We start from the raw sequence: 22,718 nt of genomic DNA, 5'->3' as shown, positions 1-22,718 counted from the left end.
TAAGAATTACTAAAATACAATAAGTTTTGTAAAACAGTTTCTTGGTAGAAAGCTACATCTATAGAAAACAAAAAACTCCAAGCGAAAAGCTCGGAGTTTTTATTGTATGAAGTCAGGAATTTTATCCTTTTATTTTTGCTAACTCTTGCTTTTTAGCATCAATTTCATTTTCAATTTTTAATAAGCGATTTTCAATTTTGTTGATAATAGCTTGTTTTCTTTCTATACTCTCTTTAGAAGTAGAAGCATCTTTCTTAGCCTCTTCTAATTTAGATTTCATTTTAGCTAAACCTTCTTTACCACTAATTAAAATTTCTTCGTTAATGCTAATATCATCTTCAAGATCACTTATTAAGGTGTTTTTCTCTTTACTAATGTTTTGTTCCTTAGCCTTAATTTGGTTGCTTAATTGTTTTAGTTTTTCTTCCTCTAAACGTAAAGCCTCTTGTTCTTTTAAATAAGCAAGCTCTCTAGCTTTTCTTTCTTCGTCTAACTTCTTACGAGCCTCTTCAAGCTTTTGTTTTTGTAAAAGAACCTCTTTCTGCTCATCACTTATATTATCTTCATATACCACAAGACCAGTGCTTGCAGTAGTCACTTTAGCTTCCTCTTTTACCTCTGCTTCCTTAGTTTCTTCTTTTTTAAGTTTTCTAGCTAATTTTCTTTCAAGAGACGCCAAATCTTTCTTGTGTAAATCAATTTGACTGTTTAGTTTGCTTAGTCTTTGTTGCATGTTAGCAACAATTTTTTCTTTTCTTTCTACCTCTTGTTTTGTAGCTTTTTTACTTGTTTTAAAACGCTCTAAATTTCCTTTTACACGTTTTAAAGCACCAACTCCACTCACTAAAATTTCTTCATTAGCGCTAATTTGATCTTTCTTGTTTTTTACCTGAGCTTTTAAAGCTTTAATGTCATCTTGAGCATTTACTTGTTGGCAAGTAAACGTTATGAAAAAAGTTAAAGTGACTAAGAATCTTAGTGTTTTCATTGTAATTTTATGGTATTAAGTTTTTGTTTTTTTGGGGCGCAAAAGTATGGCTAAATGCGAAAAAAAAATAACTTTTTAACATGTTTTTTACTGTGTTTTTCAGTAAGCAAAAAACATAATGCTTTGACTCACATAAAACTTGATGTGAATAAATAATGTTACAATACTTATTCGTGATGATAAGGCTCGTTACGAAGAATAGTAAACCCACGATACACTTGCTCTACAATAAATAAACGAATCATTTGGTGAGAAAATGTCATTTTAGAGAGCGATAACTTTCCTTGTGCTTTACTATATACGGTTTCAGAAAAACCATAAGGACCGCCAATAACCAACACCAATTGTTTAATACCTGAGTTCATTTTCTTTTGTAGATATTGAGAAAACTCCATGGAAGTATGTTGCTTTCCTTTATCGTCTAATAAAACTAGTTGGTCGGTAGGTTGTAATTTTGACAGAATTAACTCGCCTTCTTTTTCTTTTTGTTGTGCCTCGCTTAGGTTTTTAACGTTTTTAATATCTGGAATAATCTCCAACTCAAACTTTACGTAATGTTTTAAGCGGTTTTGGTATTCGTCAATTAATTGCTGTAACTGCTTATTATCAGTTTTGCCTATGGCGAGTAGTTTTATTTTCATGTGGCAAAATTACGAATGTTTTATAAACTCTTAAAGTTGGTAACCACATGCTAGAGGGGCTTGTTACCAAGATAGTGTAGGTTCGATTCCTGTTACGTGCAAAAAAATAAGTCATTAATTACTTTTAGTCATTGTTTTGTACAGTTTTATTAACGCATTCCATATGAAATGCGTTCTTCTTTAAAATCACAATTATTAGATTCTTCTACTGTTACCCTTTATATGAAAAAAAGTCAATTCTAATTTATTTTTTTTGCTTTATCAAAAAAGCGATATGTTATTTTTTCTAAACTATCTGTATTTATTTTTTCACTAAAAAGGTTTGAATGATTTAATGATGAAATTATCATTTCATGTATAGCTTCTTCTCTTGACTTCCCTTTCAATAAGGCATTAAATTCGTTATCAGGAAGCCCTCCATAAAAACTTTCTATTTTGTGTGGTTCTTTGTTTATTTCATCTTTCATTGTTTGATTAGTATAATCAAATTTGATGATATGATGTCCATTATCTCTGTAATAAATCATAAATAAAATGAAGCCTTTTTCATTAAAATCTGTTATAGTCATAGTTTGTTTTTATTTATTGTTAATGTTTTTCGAAGGTTTAGTATAATATCTTAATTAAAATTAGGTGAACAATTCAAATTTTTCCTATGCGGATGTATATATTTCCAGAATGCTTTTCCTGCGCTATTTAAGTAGTTTAATGAATAATTTAATTTAGTGTTTGAACTTACTTGATAAATATATTCATTGCACCCATAAGAATATTTTTTTTTGAAACAAACAATTGCAAAATATAGAGTTTTGTAATTTTCAGAAACAGAATAGAATGTTACTTTCGAAATTGCGTCACTATCATAACTTGTATAGGAGGTACCATAACTTTTAGATTTTACAAATTCCATTATTTTCTCACAAGATTGAGAATTTACAATAGAGCATTGAATTAAAAGTAACATTATAAATAGTTTTCTTTTCATAGTTTTTTTTGGTTTATAAAAAATACAGATTCTTAAGTAAATATGGGAACACCTTATGTTTTTACGCATTGTTGGTAGTTGGGTTAACTCTTTCAAATATCTTTTTAACATTCTCATATTCTGATTTAAGCATTAATTTTTCTTTGGTAAGAGTTATTATTTTAGCTTTTTTTCTGAATTGTTCTAAATGTTCGTTTTCCATTGCACATAATAATATTTGCGTTTTTCTGGATGTTTTATTTGTTAGTAGGTTTACAATTTTTTCATAATTAGTATCTGATTGTTCTTGTTGATTAGGAGTGTCAATAACTAAAGCAGATTTAACTTCATTTCCATACGTTTCAACCATTGTAAAGATACTTAAATAGTATGCTAAAATAGCCCTAGAACCTTCTGCAGCTCCACCTTCCTTGATAACTTTGTTGTAATCTAAGGGAGATCTGATATCTGATATATTTACAGCTTCAGCATCCAGTAGTTCTATATAATCTGAGAAAATAGAACTAAAAGAATTATTTATTTCTTCAACATCTTCATTGGTGATTAATTTTTTTTGTCTTTTACGAATATCTCTAATATCTTTTTTTAATGTACCAACAGAGTTAACTTTATCAGCTTTGTCTTTTAAAACATTTTTTTTAATTGAATTACCAGCAATGTTTTCAATTATGTCATTAAAATTGATATTTATATTTTTAACATTATTTGCTAAATCTTGAGAGTTTGAAGTTTCTTCAGTTATAGTATACTTTTTGTTGATTTGATTAATGTTTTCTCTAGCTTTAGATAAGCTACTGTTCGCTTTGGTTAGCTTTATGTTTACTTTGTTAAGTTCTGCTAAAATTGATTCTAATTGATTTTCAGCTTGACTTTTATCAGTCATTATTGATGTTCTATTGATTATGGAGTTTTCGTGGACTACTCCACATAATGGACACTCAACTTCATCGTCTTCTATATTCTCAATAGTAAATTTATAATCTTTATCTAGTTCAGATATGATTTTTTCTGTAATTACTTGTTGTTGTTCAAGGTATACTCTCTCTCCATTCAATATGGTTAATTTATTTAGTATTTTTTCTTGCTCTTCTTGTAATTTTCTTAAATCAATTTTGATTTCTTCTGTTAATACTTCAAACTCTTTCGTTTCAGTTATAGTATTTGCTATTTCAGGAATATAATCTTTAACTATTTCTATAGTTGTTTCAATTTTTTCAATTTGGTTTTCTATAGTTTTTTTTGAATCTTTTTTTAGTGCTTTATCGTTTTCAAGTTCAAAATGTTTTGAAGTAAGTAAGCCAACGTGGTATTTTACAATCGTACTTCGCCAGTTAGAGAACTGTTCTAACTTTTCAAAGTTATCCCAAGCTTTAGACCAACTTCTTTTTTGGTCAATATAGAATGGTAAAAAGTAAAATGCAGGTGGAGGAATTTCCATTAAACCTGAATTTCTGTTCGGAAGAAGTGCTTTAAATTTTAAAATTCCAGCTAACTTCTTAGAATACTCTCCTGTAATTTTATCATAATTAATAAATGCATTATTATCAGTTTTTAGGGATATGTTATTTTTATACCGTTTGACAATGTAAAGTGTTGTATCAACAGTAAATTCTACAATAGTTTTGCTATCTGTAGTTCTCCAGCTTGTATCTAAAGTAGGTTCACAGCCTATTCCCCAAAACAATAATTTTACTAGTGTTGATTTTCCTACACTATTATCAATTGCCGTTATTAGATTCAATGTTTCGCTGAATTCGAATTGATTTGCTGTTTTTGTTGAATTTGATAGAATCAGCAGACGTTTGAATTTTAAGTTTGGCATTCTTTACAGTTCTTAAGTTTCTTATTAGTATTTTAAAATTTTCTTTACTCATTTAAGACATCATTATATATTCACAAATTATTGCACTTTTTATTTCAGTTTCGTTATTAAATTGTCTTAAGAGTTTTTTAGGGATATGGTTTTTTACATTTTCAATTAATGTTTCTAAAACATCAATTTCTTTATCTAAGTTGATTTGAATTTGTTGAGTAATAAAATTAGTAGTATCAATTTGAAGAGTACTACTATTACTTATTCTTTTAGTTCGGTATCTGTTGAATGAACGTTTTAGTAATTTTGATTTTATGGAATTAAGTCCTAATTCAGAACAGATTGAGTAAAATTCGATTTCAACTTTGTTTTCGTCCTTAATACTTGTAAAAGCATTAATTACCTCTGTTACAGTTATAGATGTTAAAGCTTTTTTAGATAGTAAATCATCCCATTTGGTATAGTCGTAGGTTACTTTACCTTTTCTGTTAACTTCGTCAATTAATAATCGATATATTTCCACAGGACTAGAATGAGAATTAGGAAATAAATTAGAAACAAGTTTAGCAATTGAAGCTATCACGTCATTTTGAAAATTCCTTTCAGATAATTCAGGAACGATAAATTGAATATTAGAAGGCAATGCTGAAATATCCATTTCTCTTTTTATAGCGTTTTCTAATTCTTTAAATTGAGTATTAGATAAGTCGTCTAACGTTATTTTATTAAGTTTTAATCCTTTTTTTTTAAGGTCAAGAGAGAAGTCATTGAGAGCCACTAAATTTAATTCAGATATTTTATCTTTAAAAGGCTTTTCAAAACCACTACTTATTAGTTTTCCTAATACACATTTGTTATTTTTTTTCTTATGAACTAGTTGATATGTGGTTAATTTTCCTTTTGTTGTTTTGACTTGATTAAATTCAAATTTAGCTTTTGAAGAATCTAAAGAGTCACTTATAACAACATCTTCGTGAAGTTCAATAAATACAGCATATTCATCAGTTTTAATATGATTATTTAAAACCCGATATAATGCCCAATGATATTGATAAGAGTATTTTTCAAAAGTTTCAGAACCCGCTTTTTCTCTTTGTGTAGCTAGTAGTGGGTTTTTCTTTTTTGTACTCATATTGATTTTTTGTTTCGTATTGCATACAACTCATAATACCCAAACTTCAATTCATTTACCTCAACAAAAGCAAGTGAAATCATTAAGTCCTTAAAACGAGTTACTGTTATTTGTTAATTAATAATATAAATCCCTGCGAACCCAATAGAAAGAGTACATACATTCTTACGGAATTCCATAAGTTCAACTATTTAGGTAATAAAACCTGTTTTATTTTTATCAGCTAATTTGACGTAAGATTTCCATTTTTATCTTTTCACTAATATTTGGATTGTTAAGTAATTCTATTTTCTTGTCATTAATTTTTCTTTCACGATGTCTATCCCATAGATTCGCGAAAATTATAATTACAAAAACAATTATCATCAAAATAGAAATCAATATTTCATCAGAACCTGATGAGACTTCAAATTGATTCCTTTCAAAATCATATTTAATAAACCAGTCTAAACTTAGGCCTCCAATTAATATTGGAAATAATGCTAATTTAATTTTCCCTAAACTGGGTTGTCTAATGAAAAATGCAAAAATACTATCCAACATAATGTTTATACAGAAAATAGTTTAACATATTAATTAATTCAGTTTTTTCAGTTCTATTTAGTTTTAGACTATTCAATTTTTTTAATATTATTTCTATTTGTTTTTTTGGATTCTCTTCAAAATGTTTTTCTTTAGAAGAATACTCTCTGAGAAGCTTTTCAAACATCTTATTAAAATATATTTCTCTATCTTTATTTTTAATATTAATTTTTTTAATCATATTTATAGCCTCTAATTGTCTATATTTCTCTGTCGAAATCATTTTAAAACCAATACACAAGAAAGAAATTTGAATAGCTATTGTGAAAAACAAAAATTGATAACTAAAATGGAAGGATAGAAGCCAAAGGAGACAACTCAACATAATCATTATTATACCTAATTCATTACTTAAAAAAATAGACTTTTTTTTCTCTCTTAAAAAAAAGAACAACGCATCTTTAGAATTTCTAAATTCCATTTTTTTGTCTAATTAATACAACTCATTATACCCCAAACTTCAAATCATTTACCCCAACAAAAGCAAGGAGTATTATAAAGTTCTTAAAACGAGTTACTGTTATTTGTTAATTAATAATATAAATTTCTGCGAACCTAACACAAAGTATGCATACATTCTTACGGAATCCCATAAGCTCAATTATTTAAGTAATAAAAGTAGTGTTACGTGTCATTAACGACTTTAGGTGTAGTTGTCAAGGTCGCTAATATCACGGCGTGCTCCGTTGACACCACGGCACGGGTCGCTAATATCACGGCATGCTCCGCAGACACCACGGCACAGACCTTTTTATCAAAGGCAACTGCCGTAACACCATAAGAACTTTATATAGAAATAAATCACGAACTCTTAACAACTAATAACTAAAAACTAAAAACTAAAAACTAATCACTATCTATACGGAGGTCCCGCAACCCAACCCACAATAGACTTACGAACCCCTTTGGTAATAGGAGTAACACGATGCATCATAAAAGAAGGAAAAACAATGATGGTACCTTTCTCTCTGGGAGCACTTACAATTTTTTGATTCAGCATAAACTGTAAATCACCACCCTCATACTCATCAGGGTCAGATAACTGCATGGAAATACTCAGTTTTCTATCAGAAATTTCACCTGCACCAAAATCCAAATGCCAATCAAAAAAATCACCCTCAGTATAGCTAGCCAATTGCAAATTGTTATGAAAACCCAATAAATCAAACCAATATCGTTCATTATTACACTGAATAGCCAACCCCGCTAGTCGGTTGTAAATCCATTCAGTTTCAGGCGTATTTTCAATAAACATCACATCGCTTTTTCTAAGCTCATCATCATAAGTGTCAGATCCGCTAAGCGTAGCCTTAATTTTTTGATTCTCACTCCATAAATTTAAAATTCTATCCGTTTCATGTGGAAGAAATAATCCGTTGTAGTGTACAAATTCAGCAAAATTATGTTTTAACGGAAGACCAAAAGGATAGTTTATAGCCATGATATAAGAGTAGTTATAAGTTGAAAGAAAATTTCTTAATCTTTACAACACGTAAGTTTTAAAATTCGGTTAGTATTTAGATAGCAAAATATAAAAAACAAACAAGAAGGAGTAAAAAACAGTCGTAAAAGCAAGAAAATAAATCAAGAGTGTCAAACCAGTTGATGCCTTTAGAGACAAGAATATAAGAGACTGTCAGTTCGAGTGATTTTGAGGTACGAAAAATAGTATCGAAAACTAATTTAAACGCAATAACTCTTTTTCTCAAGAATAATGCAGTCAAAGCTTTGAAATTCAGTTGTTTTTTTAATGAAAAAAACAACGCAAAGTTTGACAAATGGTTTTCAGTGAAAACTGAAAAATTCCTAAGAAAAAGTGTCTTTTCTTTTGATTCTTTTCTTTGGATAAGCAAAGAAAACGAATAGATTAAACCAGTTGATGCCTTTAGAGACAAGAATATAGGAAACTGTCAGTTCGAGTGATTTTGAGGTACGAAAAATAATATCGAGAACTAATCTAAACACTATAACTCTTATTCTCGATACAAATTTTACTCATTTCAATCATAAAACTCACTCGAATTGACAGAGTTTTTTCAAAATGTACGATGTAAAAAGTGTAAGATAATACGCTAAAAATAAACCAAACACATACCATACACACAAAGTAGTAGAAAATGAAAAACAACCTGTTACAGGTTTAGAATTTTGTTAGTAAAGAAACGGTAAAAATTACACAACAATAAGCAGTAAACTCAAAACAGAGAACTAAAAATAATTGTATTTTTACCTCAACAATTCAATACTATGATTTCACAAGAACAATTTAATAAAGAGTTAGATTTAATTATAGCAAATGCTATTAGAGAAGATATAGGAGATGGAGACCATACATCATTATCATGCATCCCTGCCGATGCAACAGGAAAAGCAAAATTATTAGTAAAAGACGAAGGTATAATAGCTGGAGTAGAATTTGCTAAAATGGTGTTTAACTATGTAGATGCCGATTTAAAAGTTGAAACGTTGATTAATGATGGATCACCTGTAAAGTACGGAGATATTGTTTTTTATGTATCAGGAAAATCACAGTCTATTTTAATGGCAGAACGTTTGGTACTAAACGCAATGCAACGTATGAGTGCTATTGCAACCAAAACTAAGTTTTTTGCCAATTTGTTAGAAGGAACCAAAACTAAGGTGTTAGATACTCGTAAAACCACACCAGGAATTCGTGCTTTAGAAAAATGGGCGGTAAAAATAGGAGGCGGTGAAAATCACCGATTTGCTTTATACGATATGGTAATGATTAAAGACAATCATATTGATTTTGCTGGCGGAATTACACAAGCAATTACCAAAACCAAAAAGTACCTAGCAGAAAAAGGATTGGATATTAAAATTATTGTAGAAGCACGTAGCCTAGAAGAAATTGAAGAGATTTTACAAAACGAAGGTGTGTACAGAATTTTGATAGACAACTTTAATTATGAAGATACCCGTAAGGCGGTAGCTATGATAGGAGAGCAATGTTTAACAGAATCTTCTGGAGGAATCAATGAAAAGACCATTAGAGAATATGCAGAGTGTGGGGTTGATTTTATTTCGTCTGGAGCCTTAACACATTCAGTATACAATATGGATTTAAGCTTAAAAGCTGTTGATTAATTAAGAATCGTCATTACGAGTGAAACGAAGTAATCTTAACAGGTAATTACGTTCACTTTATTTGAATAATAAAGGCCAAAACTTATGAAAAAACAACTATTACTCATAGCAACGCTAGTAGTAGCTATGTCGTGTAAAACAGAGCAAACTAAAAAAGAAACCACTTCAAACATGGTAGAAAATCCATTATTAGTAAAAAGTTCTTTAGACTTTGGAGCACCAGATTTTACTAAAATAAAGAACGAACACTTTATGCCTGCAATTTTAAAAGGTATGGAAGTTCAAAATGAAGAAATAGCTAAAATTATAGCAAATACAGAAGCACCAACATTTGAAAACACAATTATCGCTTTTGAAGAAAGTAGTAAAATGTTAGACAATGCCACGGCTGTTTTTTACGCTTTAGCAGGAGCACATACAAACGATACAATTAAAGACAATCAAAAAGAATTAGCACCAAAGTTTTCTAAACACAACGATGAAATCTTGCTAAATACGCAACTATTTGAAAGAATTAAATTCATATATTTCAATTTAGAACGTCTAGAGTTAGATGCGGAATCTAAGCACTTGGTTAAAGAACAGTATAAAAAGTTTGTAAAAGCAGGAGCTAACTTATCTGAAGAAAAGAAAAACGAGTTAAAAGAAATCAATGCAGAATTAGCAAGTTTATCTAACGACTTCGGAAAAAAGTTATTAGACGCGAGTAAAAAAGGAGGGTTAACTGTTACCGGTAAAGAACAGTTAAAAGGACTTTCAGAAGAAACAATTAAAGGTTTAGAGAAAGACGGTAAGTATGAAATCCAACTGATTAATACTACACAACAACCTTTATTACAAACTTTAGAGAATAGAGAAGTTCGTAAAGAATTGTTTGAAAAATCAATTCACAGAACTGATGCAGGTGAGTATAACACAAGCGACTTAGTAAAAAAGATGGCTTTGTTACGTGCTAAGAAAGCGCAAATCTTAGGTTTTGACAACTTTGCAAGCTGGAGTTTACAAGGAACAATGGCATCTACACCAGATAAAGTATTTGAAATGTTCAACGGATTAATTCCTGGGTCGTTATCAAAAGTAGCTGCTGAAACGAAAGAAATTCAAGCAGAAATCAATAAAGAAGGAAACGATTTTACTTTAGCACCATACGATTGGAATCATTTTGCTGAAAAAGTACGTAAGTCTAAATACAACTTAAATGAAGACGAGGTAAAACCATACTTTGAGTTAACCAACGTATTAGAAAAAGGTGTGTTTTATGCGGCTACAAAATTATACGGAATCACCTTTAAAAAGCGTACCGATATTCCTACTTATCACCCAGATGTAGTAGTGTATGAAATCTTTGAAGAAGACGGAAGCAAGTTAGGATTGTTCTACGGAGACTTCTTTGCAAGAGACAGTAAGCGCGGTGGTGCGTGGATGGGAGCTTTTGTAAAGCAATCGAAATTAAGAGGACAAAAACCAGTAATTTACAACGTTTGTAACTACCCAAAACCAGCAGAAGGAGAACCAGCATTAATCAGCTTTGATAATGTAGAAACTACCTTCCATGAGTTCGGACATGCATTACACGGTTTATTCGGAAATCAAAAATATGCATCAATTTCAGGAACAAGTACGGCAAGAGACTTTGTAGAATTTCCATCGCAGTTCAATGAAAACTGGTCAACACATCCAGAGGTGTTAAATAACTATGCTTTACATTATAAAACAGGAGAAGTGATTCCAGATGCCTTATTACAAAAAATTAAGAATGCAGGAACGTTCAATCAAGGATATTCAATTATAGAAAACTTAGCATCTTCTAATTTAGATATGCAATGGCACACCATATCAGCAGATACGAACATTGATGATGTAGCTAAATTTGAAGAAGAAGCATTAGCTAAAATGAAGTTAAAGATTGATGAGGTACCACCAAGATACCGTTCAACATATTTCGCACATATTTTTAGCGGAGGATACGCTGCAGGGTACTACTCGTATTTATGGACAGAAATGTTAAGTCACGATGCCTACGATTGGTTTAAAAACAACGGATTGTTAACCAGAGAAAACGGTCAGAAGTTTAGAGAACAAATCTTATCGAAAGGAAACACGATGGACTATGCAGAAATGTATAGAGTTTTTGCAGGAAGAGACCCGCAAGCTGAACCAATGTTAAAAGCGAGAGGACTACAATAAATGAATGATTTCTTTGACAACGAAACATTTACAAAAGTTGATTTTACACTAACAAAAATCAACAAAGGAGAATATGACAGCTGTACGTTTGAGAATTGCAATTTCGAGAACGTACATGCTTCTAATATTGAATTTTTAGAGTGTGAGTTTATCAACTGTAATTTTAGTAATACAGTGGTAAACCACACTTTTTTTAAAGATTGCACTTTTGAAAACTGTAAAATGGTTGGGGTAAAGTTTAATGAATGCAACAACTTTTTGCTAGAAATGAGCTTTCATAACTGCCAATTAAACTTATCTTCTTTTTACCAATTAAAAATTCCTACTACAAAATTTATAAGTTGTAATTTGCAAGAAGTAGATTTTGTTGAAGCTGACCTAAGTAGAGGTCTCTTTAAAGATTGTGATTTAAAGGGAGCAATTTTTGAGCAGACGAATTTAGAAAAAGCAGACCTTACAACTGCCACTAATTTTGCAATCGATCCTGAAAATAATAGCATTAAAAAAGCAAAATTTTCTAATGAGAATATTGTAGGATTGTTATATAAATATGATATTGTGGTGGAGTAATGTGGTTGGGGTTATTGAAGTAGCAAAGATGCTGAGGAATGAAGTTAGAAGGTAGCAGAGAAGTAAAGTTAGAAAGAGGCAAAGTTTCTAAGAGTTATAGAAGCAAAGTGAAAAAGAAAAGTATAAAATGAAAGAGAAAACACGTATAAAAACATTCAGAGATTTGTTGGTTTGGCAAAAATCGATGGGTTTTGTAACAGAGGTTTATAAAATATCTAATAATTTTCCTAAGGAAGAAGTTTTTGGACTAACTTCACAAATGAGAAGAAGCGCAGTTTCAGTACCAAGTAATATTTCTGAAGGGTTTGGAAGACAAAGTTTAGGAGATTTTATTCGCTTTTTAAATATTGGAATAGCTTCGCTGTTTGAATTACAAACGCAACTTGAAATTTCTTCAAACTTAGAGTATATTTCAAAGGAATCTTTTGACAGACTTTATGAGGAATCAAGAGAGATTGAAAGAATGCTATCAAGTTTAATAAGAAAGCTAAAGGAAAAACGATAAAAACTATGCCACTAAAAAAACTTTGCATCTTAGAATCTTTGAAACTAGAAACACTTTGCAACCAAAAAGACTTTGTAACTTAAAATCTCTGAAACTAGAAACACTTTGCAACTAAAAAGAAAATGACTAAACAGATAGAAGAAAGCCTTGAGAAGATTCCAGTAATTAACTGGCTCGTAGCCTTTGGAAAGAAAATTAAAATTCCAGGGTTAGAAGGAATGTCTTTGTATGATGTACTCGAAATGTATGTTATCGGTATTGTAAAAGGAGCATTAACAACAAGGGCAGGAGGTATTGCTTTTAGTTTCTTTATGGCAATCTTTCCATTCTTATTATTCATTTTAACACTCATCCCATACATTCCAATTGATGGGTTCCAAGACGGACTACTCTCTTTAATGCAAGAAGCGTTACCACCAAAAACCTTTGAAGCGGTAGATTTTGTGATAAAAGATATTATTAACAATCAGTACGGAGGATTGTTATCATTCGGTTTTTTAGCCTCTATTTTTTTAATGACAAATGGTGTAAACGCGATATTTGGTGGATTCGAATATTCTTACCATGTAACAGAAATGAGAAGCGTTTTTAGAGCTTATTTTGTTTCCTTAGCGGTATCATTACTCATGTCTTTCTTCTTAATTGTAACGGTAACATTGATTATTTTTTATCAAATAGCGCTAACAAGAATCCATAAAATAGGATGGCTAAATACAGGAGATTTAGATTTGTTTTACTACGGAAGAGGTTTCTTGTTTTTAGTAATGATTTTTACCATTGTATCGCTACTTTTTAGATACGGAACCAAACAAGGGAAAGAAGTAAAATTCTTTTCACCAGGTGCTATTTTAACTACCGTAGTATCTATGTTTACTTTTTACTTATTTGGAATTTATGTAGTAAAGTTTGCGCAATACAACCAACTATACGGTTCAATTGGTACCCTGTTAATTTTAATGCTTTTTGTGTGGTTAAACGCAATTATTCTTCTCCTAGGCTTTGAGTTAAATGCTACAATTTATCGTTTAAAACGTAAAAATAAAGCGAGAGTTAAATAACATTTTTCTTCATATTTTTTCGGATATTTGCAGGCTAAATAGAACAATAAACAATTGTCAATTAACAACAATCATAAACTGATTACTGGTAATTGATAAATGATAATTAAAAGAATATGAAACCAGGAATCCCAAAAGGAACAAGAGATTTTTCATCAACGGAAGTAGCAAAGAGAAACTATATTTTTAATACGATTAAACATTCGTTTGAAAATTTCGGATTTCAACCTATTGAAACGCCAAGTTTTGAAAACTCTTCTACATTAATGGGAAAATATGGAGAAGAAGGGGATCGATTGATTTTTAAAATCTTGAATTCTGGTGATTATTTAAAGAAAGTAGATGAAAACTTATTGGCAGATAAAAACAGTCAAAAAGTTACGTCGAAAATTTCTGAAAAAGCATTGCGCTACGACTTAACAGTACCGTTTGCACGTTACGTAGTACAACACCAAAACGAAATTACATTTCCATTTAAACGTTACCAAATTCAACCAGTTTGGAGAGCTGATAGACCTCAAAAAGGACGTTTCCGTGAGTTTTATCAATGTGATGCTGATGTAGTAGGAAGTACTTCACTATGGCAAGAAGTTGAATTCGTTCAATTATATGATACCGTTTTTAGTAAGTTAGGATTAAATGGTACGACTATCAAAATCAATAACCGAAAAATCTTGTCTGGAATAGCTGAGGTAATTGGAGCATCAGACAAATTGATTGATTTTACAGTGGCTTTAGATAAGTTAGATAAAATAGGAAAAGACGGTGTGGTTAAGGAGATGTTGGAGAAAGGAATTTCTGCTGAAGCCATTGAAAAAGTGGATCCGTTATTTAACTTTTCAGGAAGTAATCAAGATAAGTTAGCTTCTTTAGAGGCTATGTTACAAGGGTCGGAAGAAGGATTGCAAGGAGTGGCCGATTTAAGAACTGTGGTTGATAATGTAGAAAGTATTGGGCTAGATTCAGCAAGCTTAGAATTAGATGTAACCTTAGCTAGAGGATTAAACTATTACACAGGTGCTATTTATGAAGTAGCAGCACCTGAAGGTGTAAAAATGGGTTCTATTGGTGGTGGAGGTCGTTATGACGACTTGACAGGTATTTTCGGTTTAAAAGATGTTTCTGGAGTAGGAATATCTTTCGGATTGGATAGAATTTACTTGGTGATGGAAGAATTAGGACTGTTTGAAGCAGTAGAATTGCCAAAACCAAAAGTATTGTTCTTAAACTTTGACGAAAACGAGAGTTTAGATAAAATAAAAGCCATAAAAGCATTAAGACAAAACAATATTAAGTCAGAAATGTATCCAGATGTGGCAAGCAGTAACAACCAGCAAAAAAAGCAATGGAAGTATGCTACAAATAGAGAAATAGAGTTTGTAGTTACAACTGTTGAAAACGGTACGCTTGTTGTTAAAAATATGTCTACAGGAGAGCAAACTACTTGTTCTTTAGACGAATTGATAAATAAAGTGCAGTAAATTACCAACAATGTTGTAAATTTGCGCCCTACTAATTTTAGATAGAAATGTTTGAAGTGAACAACAACAAAATGAATGACGATAGAATTGACGAAATAGGAGAGAACCACATTGCTACGTCGGCTAAAACACCTTTACGTGCAGATGCTTTCGATATTTCTGACGACGAAAAAATAGAAAGAATTCAAGAAAGTGTTAAAGAAATTCTTGAAACTCTAGGAATGGACTTAACAGACGATAGCATGCAAGGTACTCCTAAAAGAGTTGCAAAAGCTTTCGTAAATGAGTTGTTTATGGGGTTAAACCCAAAAAACAAACCAAAGGCATCAACATTTGACAATACATACAAGTATGGTGAAATGTTAGTTGAAAAAAACATTATTGTATATTCAACATGTGAGCACCACTTATTACCAATTATTGGTAGAGCTCACGTTGCGTATATTTCAAATGGTAAAGTAATCGGTTTATCTAAGATGAATCGTATTGTAGAGTATTATGCTAAGCGTCCGCAAGTACAAGAGCGTTTAACAATGCAAGTAGTACAAGCAATGCAAGAAGCATTAGGAACACAAGATGTTGCCTGTGTTATAGATGCGAAACATTTATGCGTTAACTCACGAGGAATTAAAGATATTGAAAGTAGTACAGTAACTGCTGAGTTTGGTGGAGCATTTAAAAACAAAGAAACCAAACGTGAATTCTTAGATTACATAAAATTAAACACTGACTTTCAATAGAAAATAAGTTGTAAATAAATTTAAAAGCGCTTTCGAAAGAATGCGCTTTTTTTACTTCTAGTAAAAAAGTATAACAAGAGAACTCTCAACTAAGGTTGAGCGTTTTTTGTTTGTATCCATACCTAAATTAGTTCTCAACTGGTTGAAAAACAGTATTGTTTACGTTTAGTTAAAACTAAAACCTTTGGTGTTAACAATTCTGTTACGCTATAATAGCAATTCGTAAAAGTTTTCTTAATGTTTAAAAGTTTACAAATAGTAAAATAATTTAGTGATTTGCAATATTAATTTTAATAATTGTAAATAATAAACCAATGAATAATTTTAAACTTTTACTAAGTTCACTATTTGTTCTTTTTACATGTAGTGCAGCTTTAGGTCAGGGGGCTACTATTGTTGGAATAGTAAATGATGGAAATTATCCTTTGCCTGGTGCTAGTGTTATGTTGTCAGGAACAACAAAAGGTGTTAACACAGATTTTGATGGGAATTTTGTGTTGTCTAATGTTAAAAAAGGGGAAGTAACCTTGGAGATATCATACATAGGCTTTGAAACAAAAAGAGTTTCAATTAACACGAATGTTAAAAAAAATGTAGGCGTAATTACGTTAGTATCATCTAACCAAAATTTAGAAGAAGTAATTATTACCTCTTCAGGAAGAAGAAACAGTGAAGCAAGAGCATTGAGTATTCAAAAGAAATCAATGAGTATAATGAATGTAATTGCAGCAGATGGAATAGGAAAGTTACCAGACAGAAATGCAGCGGAAACGGTACAACGTATTCAAGGATTATCTATTGAAAGAGATCAAGGAGAAGGACGTTTTGTATCAGTTCGTGGATTGCCACCATTCTGGGCTTCTACAACAATTAACGGAAATCGTATTCCTACCGCAGAAGAAGAAACGACTTCAAGAGCAACGGCTTTCGATTTCTTTCCTTCCGATTTAATTTCTTATGTACAAGCAGCAAAAGCATACACACCAGATATGGAAGCTGATGGTATTGGAGGAGGAGTAAACTTTATTACACAGACAGCACCAGCAAAAAGAGTTTTAAACGTAAATGTTGGTGGAGGATATAACGAGAAATCTGGAGCTCCTATTTACAATGCTTCATTAACGTATGGAAACAGAAGTAAAGATGGAAAGTTTGGATTTATTGTAAATGGTTCATATTGGAATAGAAACTGGGGAACGGACAATTTTGAAGCGAGAAGAAAAGGTGATGAAGGGGTATTTAGAATGGAGTTAAGAGATTACAACGGTGTAAGAATAACCAAAGGGTTAAACGGAGCGATGGAGTATAATTTTACACCAGAGCATAAAATGCACTTTAGAGGAGTGTACGGAACATTGTCAGATACCGAAACACATTATAAGCACAGAGTACGTTTTGATAAGTTTGATTCAGGAACAAACACAGCAAGAGTTGAGTTACAAAACATCTACAATGAACTAATTACTGAAATGATTGGTGGTGAAATAGGAGGTAGACATATTACAGGTAATGGAAAGTTTGATTGGAGTATAGCTAATTATAATAATGAGTTTAGATACGGAGGAATTCCAACAGAGCAAGACAAGAGCTACTATGTAGTGAAGTTTAAGCAAGATGGCGTAGGAATGAAACCTGAATATATACAGAATAGACCAGAAGCAGCTGGTGGAGCAGGAGACGATAGAGCTTACTGGAAAGCAGATGGTGGATTGTTAGACTATAACGATACAGATGCTTTATTTGGTTTCTTTAGTGATCCTTCATTTAAAATGGATGCATCTCAAATGTCATTTGCAGATTTAGAGTTGTATAAAATATCAATTATAGAGCGTGACAATATTGTAGCGTCTTTAAACTATGAGCATACTTTTAATAACAACTTTAAAATAAAAGTAGGTACTAAGTTTAGAGATAAAGATCGTAGAGCTAAGTTTGAGGACGTGTATTATGGTTGGGATGAAGCAAACGCAGGAACAACACCTAACTTGTCAGATTACTCTAAAAATATTATAGAACAACCAGGGAGAACTGATTTTTTAAACGAAATGGGGTCTAATATTCAGTCTACTTTCGGACCAGTATTATCAGAACAAGGAATGGTAAACTTCTGGAAAAACAATAAAAACAACTTAAGTGTTTTAGAAGGAGATTCAGAAATTTTACAGAACGGTGGAGGTTTAGGAAGAAACTTTAATGTAGATGAAACTCATTTATCATTCTATGGAATGGGAATCTTAAAATTATCAGATCAATTCACGGTATTGGGAGGTTTACGAGCTACCAAAACAGAAACAGAGGTAAATGGATATGTTTGGGATGCTGATCAAAGCCAATTAAATGCTGTAAGAAATGTAAAAGACTATTGGGCAGTATTACCAATGTTACATGTAAAATACTCTCCAAAAACTGACTTAAACATTCGTTTTGCAGCAACAAGAAGTTTTTCAAGGCCAAACTTTGGAGATATTGCTCCAGGAGGTACCTTCATCTCATTTGATAACGAGTTTAAAGGAGGGAATCCAAACTTAAATCCTACATTCTCATGGAACTTTGACTTATTAGGAGAGTACTACTTTAAAAATGTAGGAGTAATAAATGCAGGTATTTTCTATAAATCAATTACCGATCCTGTATTCAACGATACGTACCAGGGTACTTACAACGGAAATACAGGAGTAGAGTTTAGTACACCTGTAAATGGAGCAGACGCTTGGATTGGTGGTATAGAATTAGGAATTAACAAACGATTTGATTTCTTACCTGGGTTCTTACAATACTTCGGAACTCAGTTAAATGCAACGTTTATGGATTCTGAAATGACAAAACCAAGTGGAAGAAAAGTATCTATTGCATACCAAGCTAACACTTTATTTAATGCACAGTTATTCTTTGAAAAAGGAGGGTTTAACACACGATTAGCCTATAACCATAAAGGAAGCTATGCAATTGGGTTTGGAGAAAGAGATATCGATGACATTTACTATGGAAAATATAACACACTAGATTTTTCAGCCTCATATCAAATAGGTAAAAACTGGACCATTTTTACAGATGTAAATAACCTATTAAACAATCCCTTAATCTATCATTATGGAAAAACTGAAGACCGTCCTAAGCAAGTAGAGTTCTACGGGATAAAAGGAAGCATCGGTGTAAAGTATAACCTGTAATAAACTTGTTTTCTGTTTATAAATGCAATGTGGGCTCTCATTTTTATGAGGGCTTGCATTATTAAAAAAGTTAGTATGAATATAAGATTTATAGCAAGAGCCTCTATAGCAGCTTTCGGTACGTACTTTTGTATGTACGCTTTTCGAAAGCCATTTACAGTAGCCACTTTTGCCGATGAAAGTTTTTGGGGAATTGATTATAAAATTCTCTTGATAATAGCCCAAGTAGTGGGGTATACATTATCAAAGTTTATAGGAATTAAAGTCATTTCTGAAATGAAATCAGGTAAAAGGATGCTAGCTTTAGTTAGCTTTATTCTATTTGCAGAAGTAAGCTTATTAGGTTTTGCTATAACTCCCGCACCCTACAATATCTTATTCCTGTTTTTAAACGGGTTGCCTTTAGGTATGGTTTGGGGAATTGTGTTTTCTTATTTAGAAGGAAGAAAAGCCACAGAACTATTAGGAGTAATCTTGTCCTCAAGTTTTATAGTTTCTTCAGGAGCTGTAAAATCAGTTGGAAAAATAGTGTTGGATAGCTTTGGATTTAACGAATATTGGATGCCTTTTATAACGGGACTGTTTTTTATAATTCCTTTAATATTTTTTGCTTGGTTACTAGAGAAGTTACCCAAACCAACAGAAGAAGATACACGACTTAAAGTAGTACGTAAACCATTAGATTCAGCAGGAAGAAAAAAGTTATTCAAAGAATTTTCAGGACCTTTAATACTTATCGTTTTCTTTTTTATGCTACTCACAGCATTAAGAGATTTTAGAGACAACTTTGCCCGAGAAATCTGGGACTCTTTAGGGTACAAAGATGCTTCAATTTATAGTATTTCAGAAATTCCTATAGCCATTATTGTACTCATTATTTTAGGAGTAATAGGAAGTATTAGCAAAAACTACAAAGCATTTGTTTACTATCATTATGTGTTGTTTGTATCGTGTTTGGCAGTGATTATTAGTACTTATTTATTTCAATACAACGAAATTTCAGCATTAACGTGGATGATTATTTCTGGTTTAGGATTGTATAGTTGCTATGTGCCTTTTAACGGAATATTTTTCGACCGCATGATAGCTACTTTTAAAATAAACGGAAATGTAGGATTCTTAATCTATATAGCTGATGCTTTTGGTTACTTAGGAAGTATATTAATTCTTTTATATAAAAACTTCGGAAAAGGAGATATTTCATGGCTAAGCTTTTTTACATACGCACTTTACATTTTAGCATTTATAGGAATACTTATAACACTATATAGCTTTTACTTTTTTAAAGCTAAAAAAAACAAAGAACAAAAAATTAATCAATTGGTATATGAATCATAAATATGACCTTATTGTTGTTGGAGGCGGAGTTCTAGGAACTTTTCATGCCTATCATGCTGCAAAGAAAGGGCTGTCAGTAGCTATTTTAGAAAAAGATAACAAGCCACAAGGAGCTACCGTTCGTAATTTCGGACAAGTAGTACCTTCAGGGATGAATCAAAAATGGCAAAACTATGGAAGAGAAAGTTTAGCTATTTATAAAGAAATTCAAGAACAGTTTGATGTTTCCATACGTCAAAACGGAACTGTATATATCGCATCAAACGAAGAAGAAGTTCAGTTAATAGAAGAATTGCATCAAATTAATAAGAATAATAGCTATACTTCACAACTATTAACCAAAGAACAATGTTTAGATAAATATGCTGGCTTGCGTAGTGATTATTGTAAAGCAGGGTTGTTTTTTCCTGAAGAAGTAACTGTGGAGCCTAGAGTTATGATTCTTCGTTTACATGAGTTCATGAAAAAAGAATTGAATGTAACAATACACTATAATACTTACGTGATTGCTACAAATAATGTTAACGGGGGAGTATCTGTATTGACTTCAAATTCCGAAGAATTATTGGCGTCAAAAGTAATCGTCTGCAACGGAAGTGATTTTAAGACATTGTATCCGTCAATATATAATGAAAGTGATTTAATAGTATCGAAGTTACAAATGATGCAAACAAAACCACAGAAGAATTATCAACTAGACGGGTCTATTTTAACAGGGTTAACAATTAGAAGGTACGAAGCTTTTGAAGAATGTGCTTCGTGGAATACAATAAAAGCTAAAGAAGACCCGAATTCGTTTGAGAAAAAATACGGAGTACACATTTTATTTAAGCAAGCAACGGACGGTTCTGTTATTTTGGGTGATTCACACGAATATGCAACGGCAAAAAATATAGATGATCTTGGATTTGACTTGAATGAAGACATAGATAACTTCATGATTCAAGAAGCTAAAAAAATTATCGATTTACCAACGTACGAAATCCAACATCGTTGGGCAGGATTTTATAGCCAATGTAAAACCAAAGACCTTTTCGAACATTCGGTAGGAGAAAATATATACATTGTAACAGGAATTGGAGGAAAAGGAATGACAGGTAGCGCAGGCTTTTCAAAAGAAAGTATTAATAAATTATTTTAAGTAAATAGATGTTAGAAAATATTAAAATGGTTGTTTTTGATATGGCAGGAACAACAGTAGATGAGCAAAATGTAGTGTATAAAACCTTACATAAAGCATTAAATGCACACGGAGTAGCAGTTGATTTAAATACCGTTTTAAGAATAGGAGCAGGAAAAGAAAAACATCAAGCAATAAAAGATGTTTTAGTTGAATTCAAGTCAAATAAACTAGGGGAGTCTGAAGCAATATTTGAAGAGTTCAAAAGAATGCTGGATGAAGCTTATGAAAACTTAGAAGTAAAGCCTATAAAAGGCGTAGAGAATGTATTGCTTAATTTAAGACAAAAAGGAATAATAGTAGTTTTAAATACGGGCTATAATAGACAAGTAGCAGAAAAGCTGTTAGAAAAATTAGCATGGGATAAGAATATACATTACGATATGTTATTAACAGCCTCTGACGTAGAAAAAGGACGTCCTCATCCAGAAATGATACATAAAGCAATGGAAGCATTTAATATAACTAATGCTAGGTTTGTTTTAAAAGCAGGAGATTCAGCCATTGATATAGAGGAAGGTAAAAATGCAAATTGTGGTGTAACTATCGGTGTTTTATCAGGAGCGCAAACAAAAGAACAGTTAGAAGCTCAGAAACCAGATTATATTTTGTTGTCTTTAAGTGAGTTAGTTTAATAAAATGTAAATGATATGTTTGCTAAATATATATTTAATGTTAGCTAATTTATCTTTGTATTAAGACTCGAAAACAACAAGTTAAAAGTTTACTAATAGTGTATTTTTGATTAATAAATTAACTATTAGTAAACTTTTTTAAAATGAAAACCAATTATTTAGTAAAGCTAAGCGCTTTAATTTTATTGTTCGCATTGTCGAGCTGTCAAGAGAACAACTTGGATGAGGTATCCAAAAAACAAGGAAAACTAGAACGACAAACAAAGTCTTCTTTAAAGAAAAAGGTACTTGTTGTAGGCTTTGATGGAATCCAATTTGAGAAAATTGCAGGAACTTCCACTCCAAATTTAGATAAGCTGAAAATTGTAAAAGGGTATGCAGGAGGAATCGATAATACTTCTTCTGAACAAAAAACAAGTAGCGGACCGGGGTGGTCAACTATTTTAACGGGTGTTTGGGTAAACAAACACGGAGTTACAGACAACAATACTTCTCATATTTCGAAAGCGAAAAGTGTTTTTCAATTAATTAAAGAATCAAATTCAGGACTAAAAACAGCTAGTGTTGTTACTTGGGGGCCTATTCATGATTTTTTTAGATAGCAA

20 protein-coding genes are annotated in these 22,718 nt (G+C 31.5%); 12 read left to right on the top strand and 8 right to left on the bottom strand.

Annotated features, from left to right (window positions below):
• Nucleotides 1–121 precede the first annotated feature (121 nt).
• From D6T69_RS13585 to D6T69_RS13550, 8 genes are all read right to left on the bottom strand, one after another.
• Nucleotides 122–988 (bottom strand): coiled-coil domain-containing protein, encoded by an 867-nt coding sequence (locus tag D6T69_RS13585; RefSeq protein ID WP_125068352.1) that lies wholly within the window; start codon nt 986–988, stop codon nt 122–124.
• A 167-nt stretch (nt 989–1,155) separates the two neighbouring features.
• Nucleotides 1,156–1,629 carry a 23S rRNA (pseudouridine(1915)-N(3))-methyltransferase RlmH gene (gene rlmH, locus D6T69_RS13580; RefSeq protein ID WP_125068350.1) on the bottom strand — a complete coding sequence of 158 codons (474 nt, stop codon included), beginning with the start codon at nt 1,627–1,629 and terminating at the stop codon, nt 1,156–1,158.
• A gap of 239 nt (nt 1,630–1,868) precedes the next feature.
• Nucleotides 1,869–2,198 carry a hypothetical protein gene (locus D6T69_RS13575; protein ID WP_125068348.1) on the bottom strand — a complete coding sequence of 110 codons (330 nt, stop codon included), beginning with the start codon at nt 2,196–2,198 and terminating at the stop codon, nt 1,869–1,871.
• 50 nt (nt 2,199–2,248) lie between these two features.
• Nucleotides 2,249–2,614 carry a hypothetical protein gene (locus D6T69_RS13570; protein ID WP_125068346.1) on the bottom strand — a complete coding sequence of 122 codons (366 nt, stop codon included), beginning with the start codon at nt 2,612–2,614 and terminating at the stop codon, nt 2,249–2,251.
• A gap of 61 nt (nt 2,615–2,675) precedes the next feature.
• Entirely contained in the window at nt 2,676–4,436 is a 1,761-nt protein-coding gene (locus tag D6T69_RS13565) for a hypothetical protein (protein WP_125068344.1), read from the bottom strand.
• 52 nt (nt 4,437–4,488) lie between these two features.
• Nucleotides 4,489–5,559: a DUF4297 domain-containing protein gene (locus tag D6T69_RS13560; protein WP_125068342.1), complete on the bottom strand. Its 1,071-nt coding sequence runs from the start codon at nt 5,557–5,559 to the stop codon at nt 4,489–4,491.
• Between the two features lie 532 nt (nt 5,560–6,091).
• Nucleotides 6,092–6,562 carry a hypothetical protein gene (locus D6T69_RS13555; RefSeq protein WP_125068340.1) on the bottom strand — a complete coding sequence of 157 codons (471 nt, stop codon included), beginning with the start codon at nt 6,560–6,562 and terminating at the stop codon, nt 6,092–6,094.
• Nucleotides 6,563–6,994: 432 nt separating this feature from the next.
• A complete protein-coding gene (locus D6T69_RS13550; protein ID WP_047790489.1) occupies nt 6,995–7,582 on the bottom strand; it encodes a 2OG-Fe(II) oxygenase in 588 nt (195 codons plus the stop codon).
• 806 nt (nt 7,583–8,388) lie between these two features.
• Between D6T69_RS13550 and nadC the strand changes: the two genes are divergently transcribed.
• The 12 genes from nadC (at nt 8,389) to D6T69_RS13490 (ending at nt 22,715) form a co-directional block, all read left to right on the top strand.
• A complete protein-coding gene (gene nadC / locus D6T69_RS13545) occupies nt 8,389–9,249 on the top strand; it encodes a carboxylating nicotinate-nucleotide diphosphorylase (protein ID WP_073184794.1) in 861 nt (286 codons plus the stop codon).
• Between the two features lie 84 nt (nt 9,250–9,333).
• On the top strand, nt 9,334–11,436 hold the full coding sequence (locus D6T69_RS13540) for a M3 family metallopeptidase (protein WP_125068338.1): 2,103 nt from the start codon (nt 9,334–9,336) through the stop codon (nt 11,434–11,436).
• Nucleotides 11,437–12,006: a pentapeptide repeat-containing protein gene (locus tag D6T69_RS13535; protein ID WP_125068337.1), complete on the top strand. Its 570-nt coding sequence runs from the start codon at nt 11,437–11,439 to the stop codon at nt 12,004–12,006. It begins immediately after the preceding gene.
• Nucleotides 12,007–12,133: 127 nt separating this feature from the next.
• A complete protein-coding gene (locus tag D6T69_RS13530) occupies nt 12,134–12,511 on the top strand; it encodes a four helix bundle protein (RefSeq protein ID WP_073184801.1) in 378 nt (125 codons plus the stop codon).
• Nucleotides 12,512–12,633: 122 nt separating this feature from the next.
• A complete protein-coding gene (locus D6T69_RS13525; protein WP_125068335.1) occupies nt 12,634–13,569 on the top strand; it encodes a YihY/virulence factor BrkB family protein in 936 nt (311 codons plus the stop codon).
• 116 nt (nt 13,570–13,685) lie between these two features.
• Nucleotides 13,686–15,050 carry a histidine--tRNA ligase gene (gene hisS / locus D6T69_RS13520; RefSeq protein WP_125068333.1) on the top strand — a complete coding sequence of 455 codons (1,365 nt, stop codon included), beginning with the start codon at nt 13,686–13,688 and terminating at the stop codon, nt 15,048–15,050.
• 47 nt (nt 15,051–15,097) lie between these two features.
• Entirely contained in the window at nt 15,098–15,790 is a 693-nt protein-coding gene (gene folE, locus D6T69_RS13515; RefSeq protein ID WP_047790480.1) for a GTP cyclohydrolase I FolE, read from the top strand.
• Nucleotides 15,791–16,104: 314 nt separating this feature from the next.
• Complete coding sequence (locus tag D6T69_RS13510) at nt 16,105–18,960, top strand: TonB-dependent receptor (protein ID WP_125068331.1); 2,856 nt, start codon at nt 16,105–16,107, stop codon at nt 18,958–18,960.
• A gap of 75 nt (nt 18,961–19,035) precedes the next feature.
• Nucleotides 19,036–20,298 (top strand): DUF5690 family protein, encoded by a 1,263-nt coding sequence (locus D6T69_RS13505; RefSeq protein ID WP_125068329.1) that lies wholly within the window; start codon nt 19,036–19,038, stop codon nt 20,296–20,298.
• Nucleotides 20,288–21,439, top strand: coding sequence for a TIGR03364 family FAD-dependent oxidoreductase (locus D6T69_RS13500; RefSeq protein ID WP_125068327.1), 1,152 nt, complete (start codon nt 20,288–20,290; stop codon nt 21,437–21,439). Before D6T69_RS13505 ends, D6T69_RS13500 begins: the two co-directional genes overlap by 11 nt.
• 8 nt (nt 21,440–21,447) lie before the next feature.
• Nucleotides 21,448–22,113 (top strand): phosphonatase-like hydrolase, encoded by a 666-nt coding sequence (locus tag D6T69_RS13495; protein ID WP_125068325.1) that lies wholly within the window; start codon nt 21,448–21,450, stop codon nt 22,111–22,113.
• A gap of 143 nt (nt 22,114–22,256) precedes the next feature.
• Nucleotides 22,257–22,715, top strand: coding sequence for an alkaline phosphatase family protein (locus D6T69_RS13490; RefSeq protein WP_125068323.1), 459 nt, complete (start codon nt 22,257–22,259; stop codon nt 22,713–22,715).
• Nucleotides 22,716–22,718: the final 3 nt, after the last annotated feature.

This window comes from Tenacibaculum singaporense, from assembly GCF_003867015.1.
GTDB lineage: Bacteria > Bacteroidota > Bacteroidia > Flavobacteriales > Flavobacteriaceae > Polaribacter > Polaribacter singaporensis.
The sequence above is the reverse complement of the archived record's forward strand: the minus strand, read 5'-3'. Positions and strand labels throughout refer to the sequence as shown.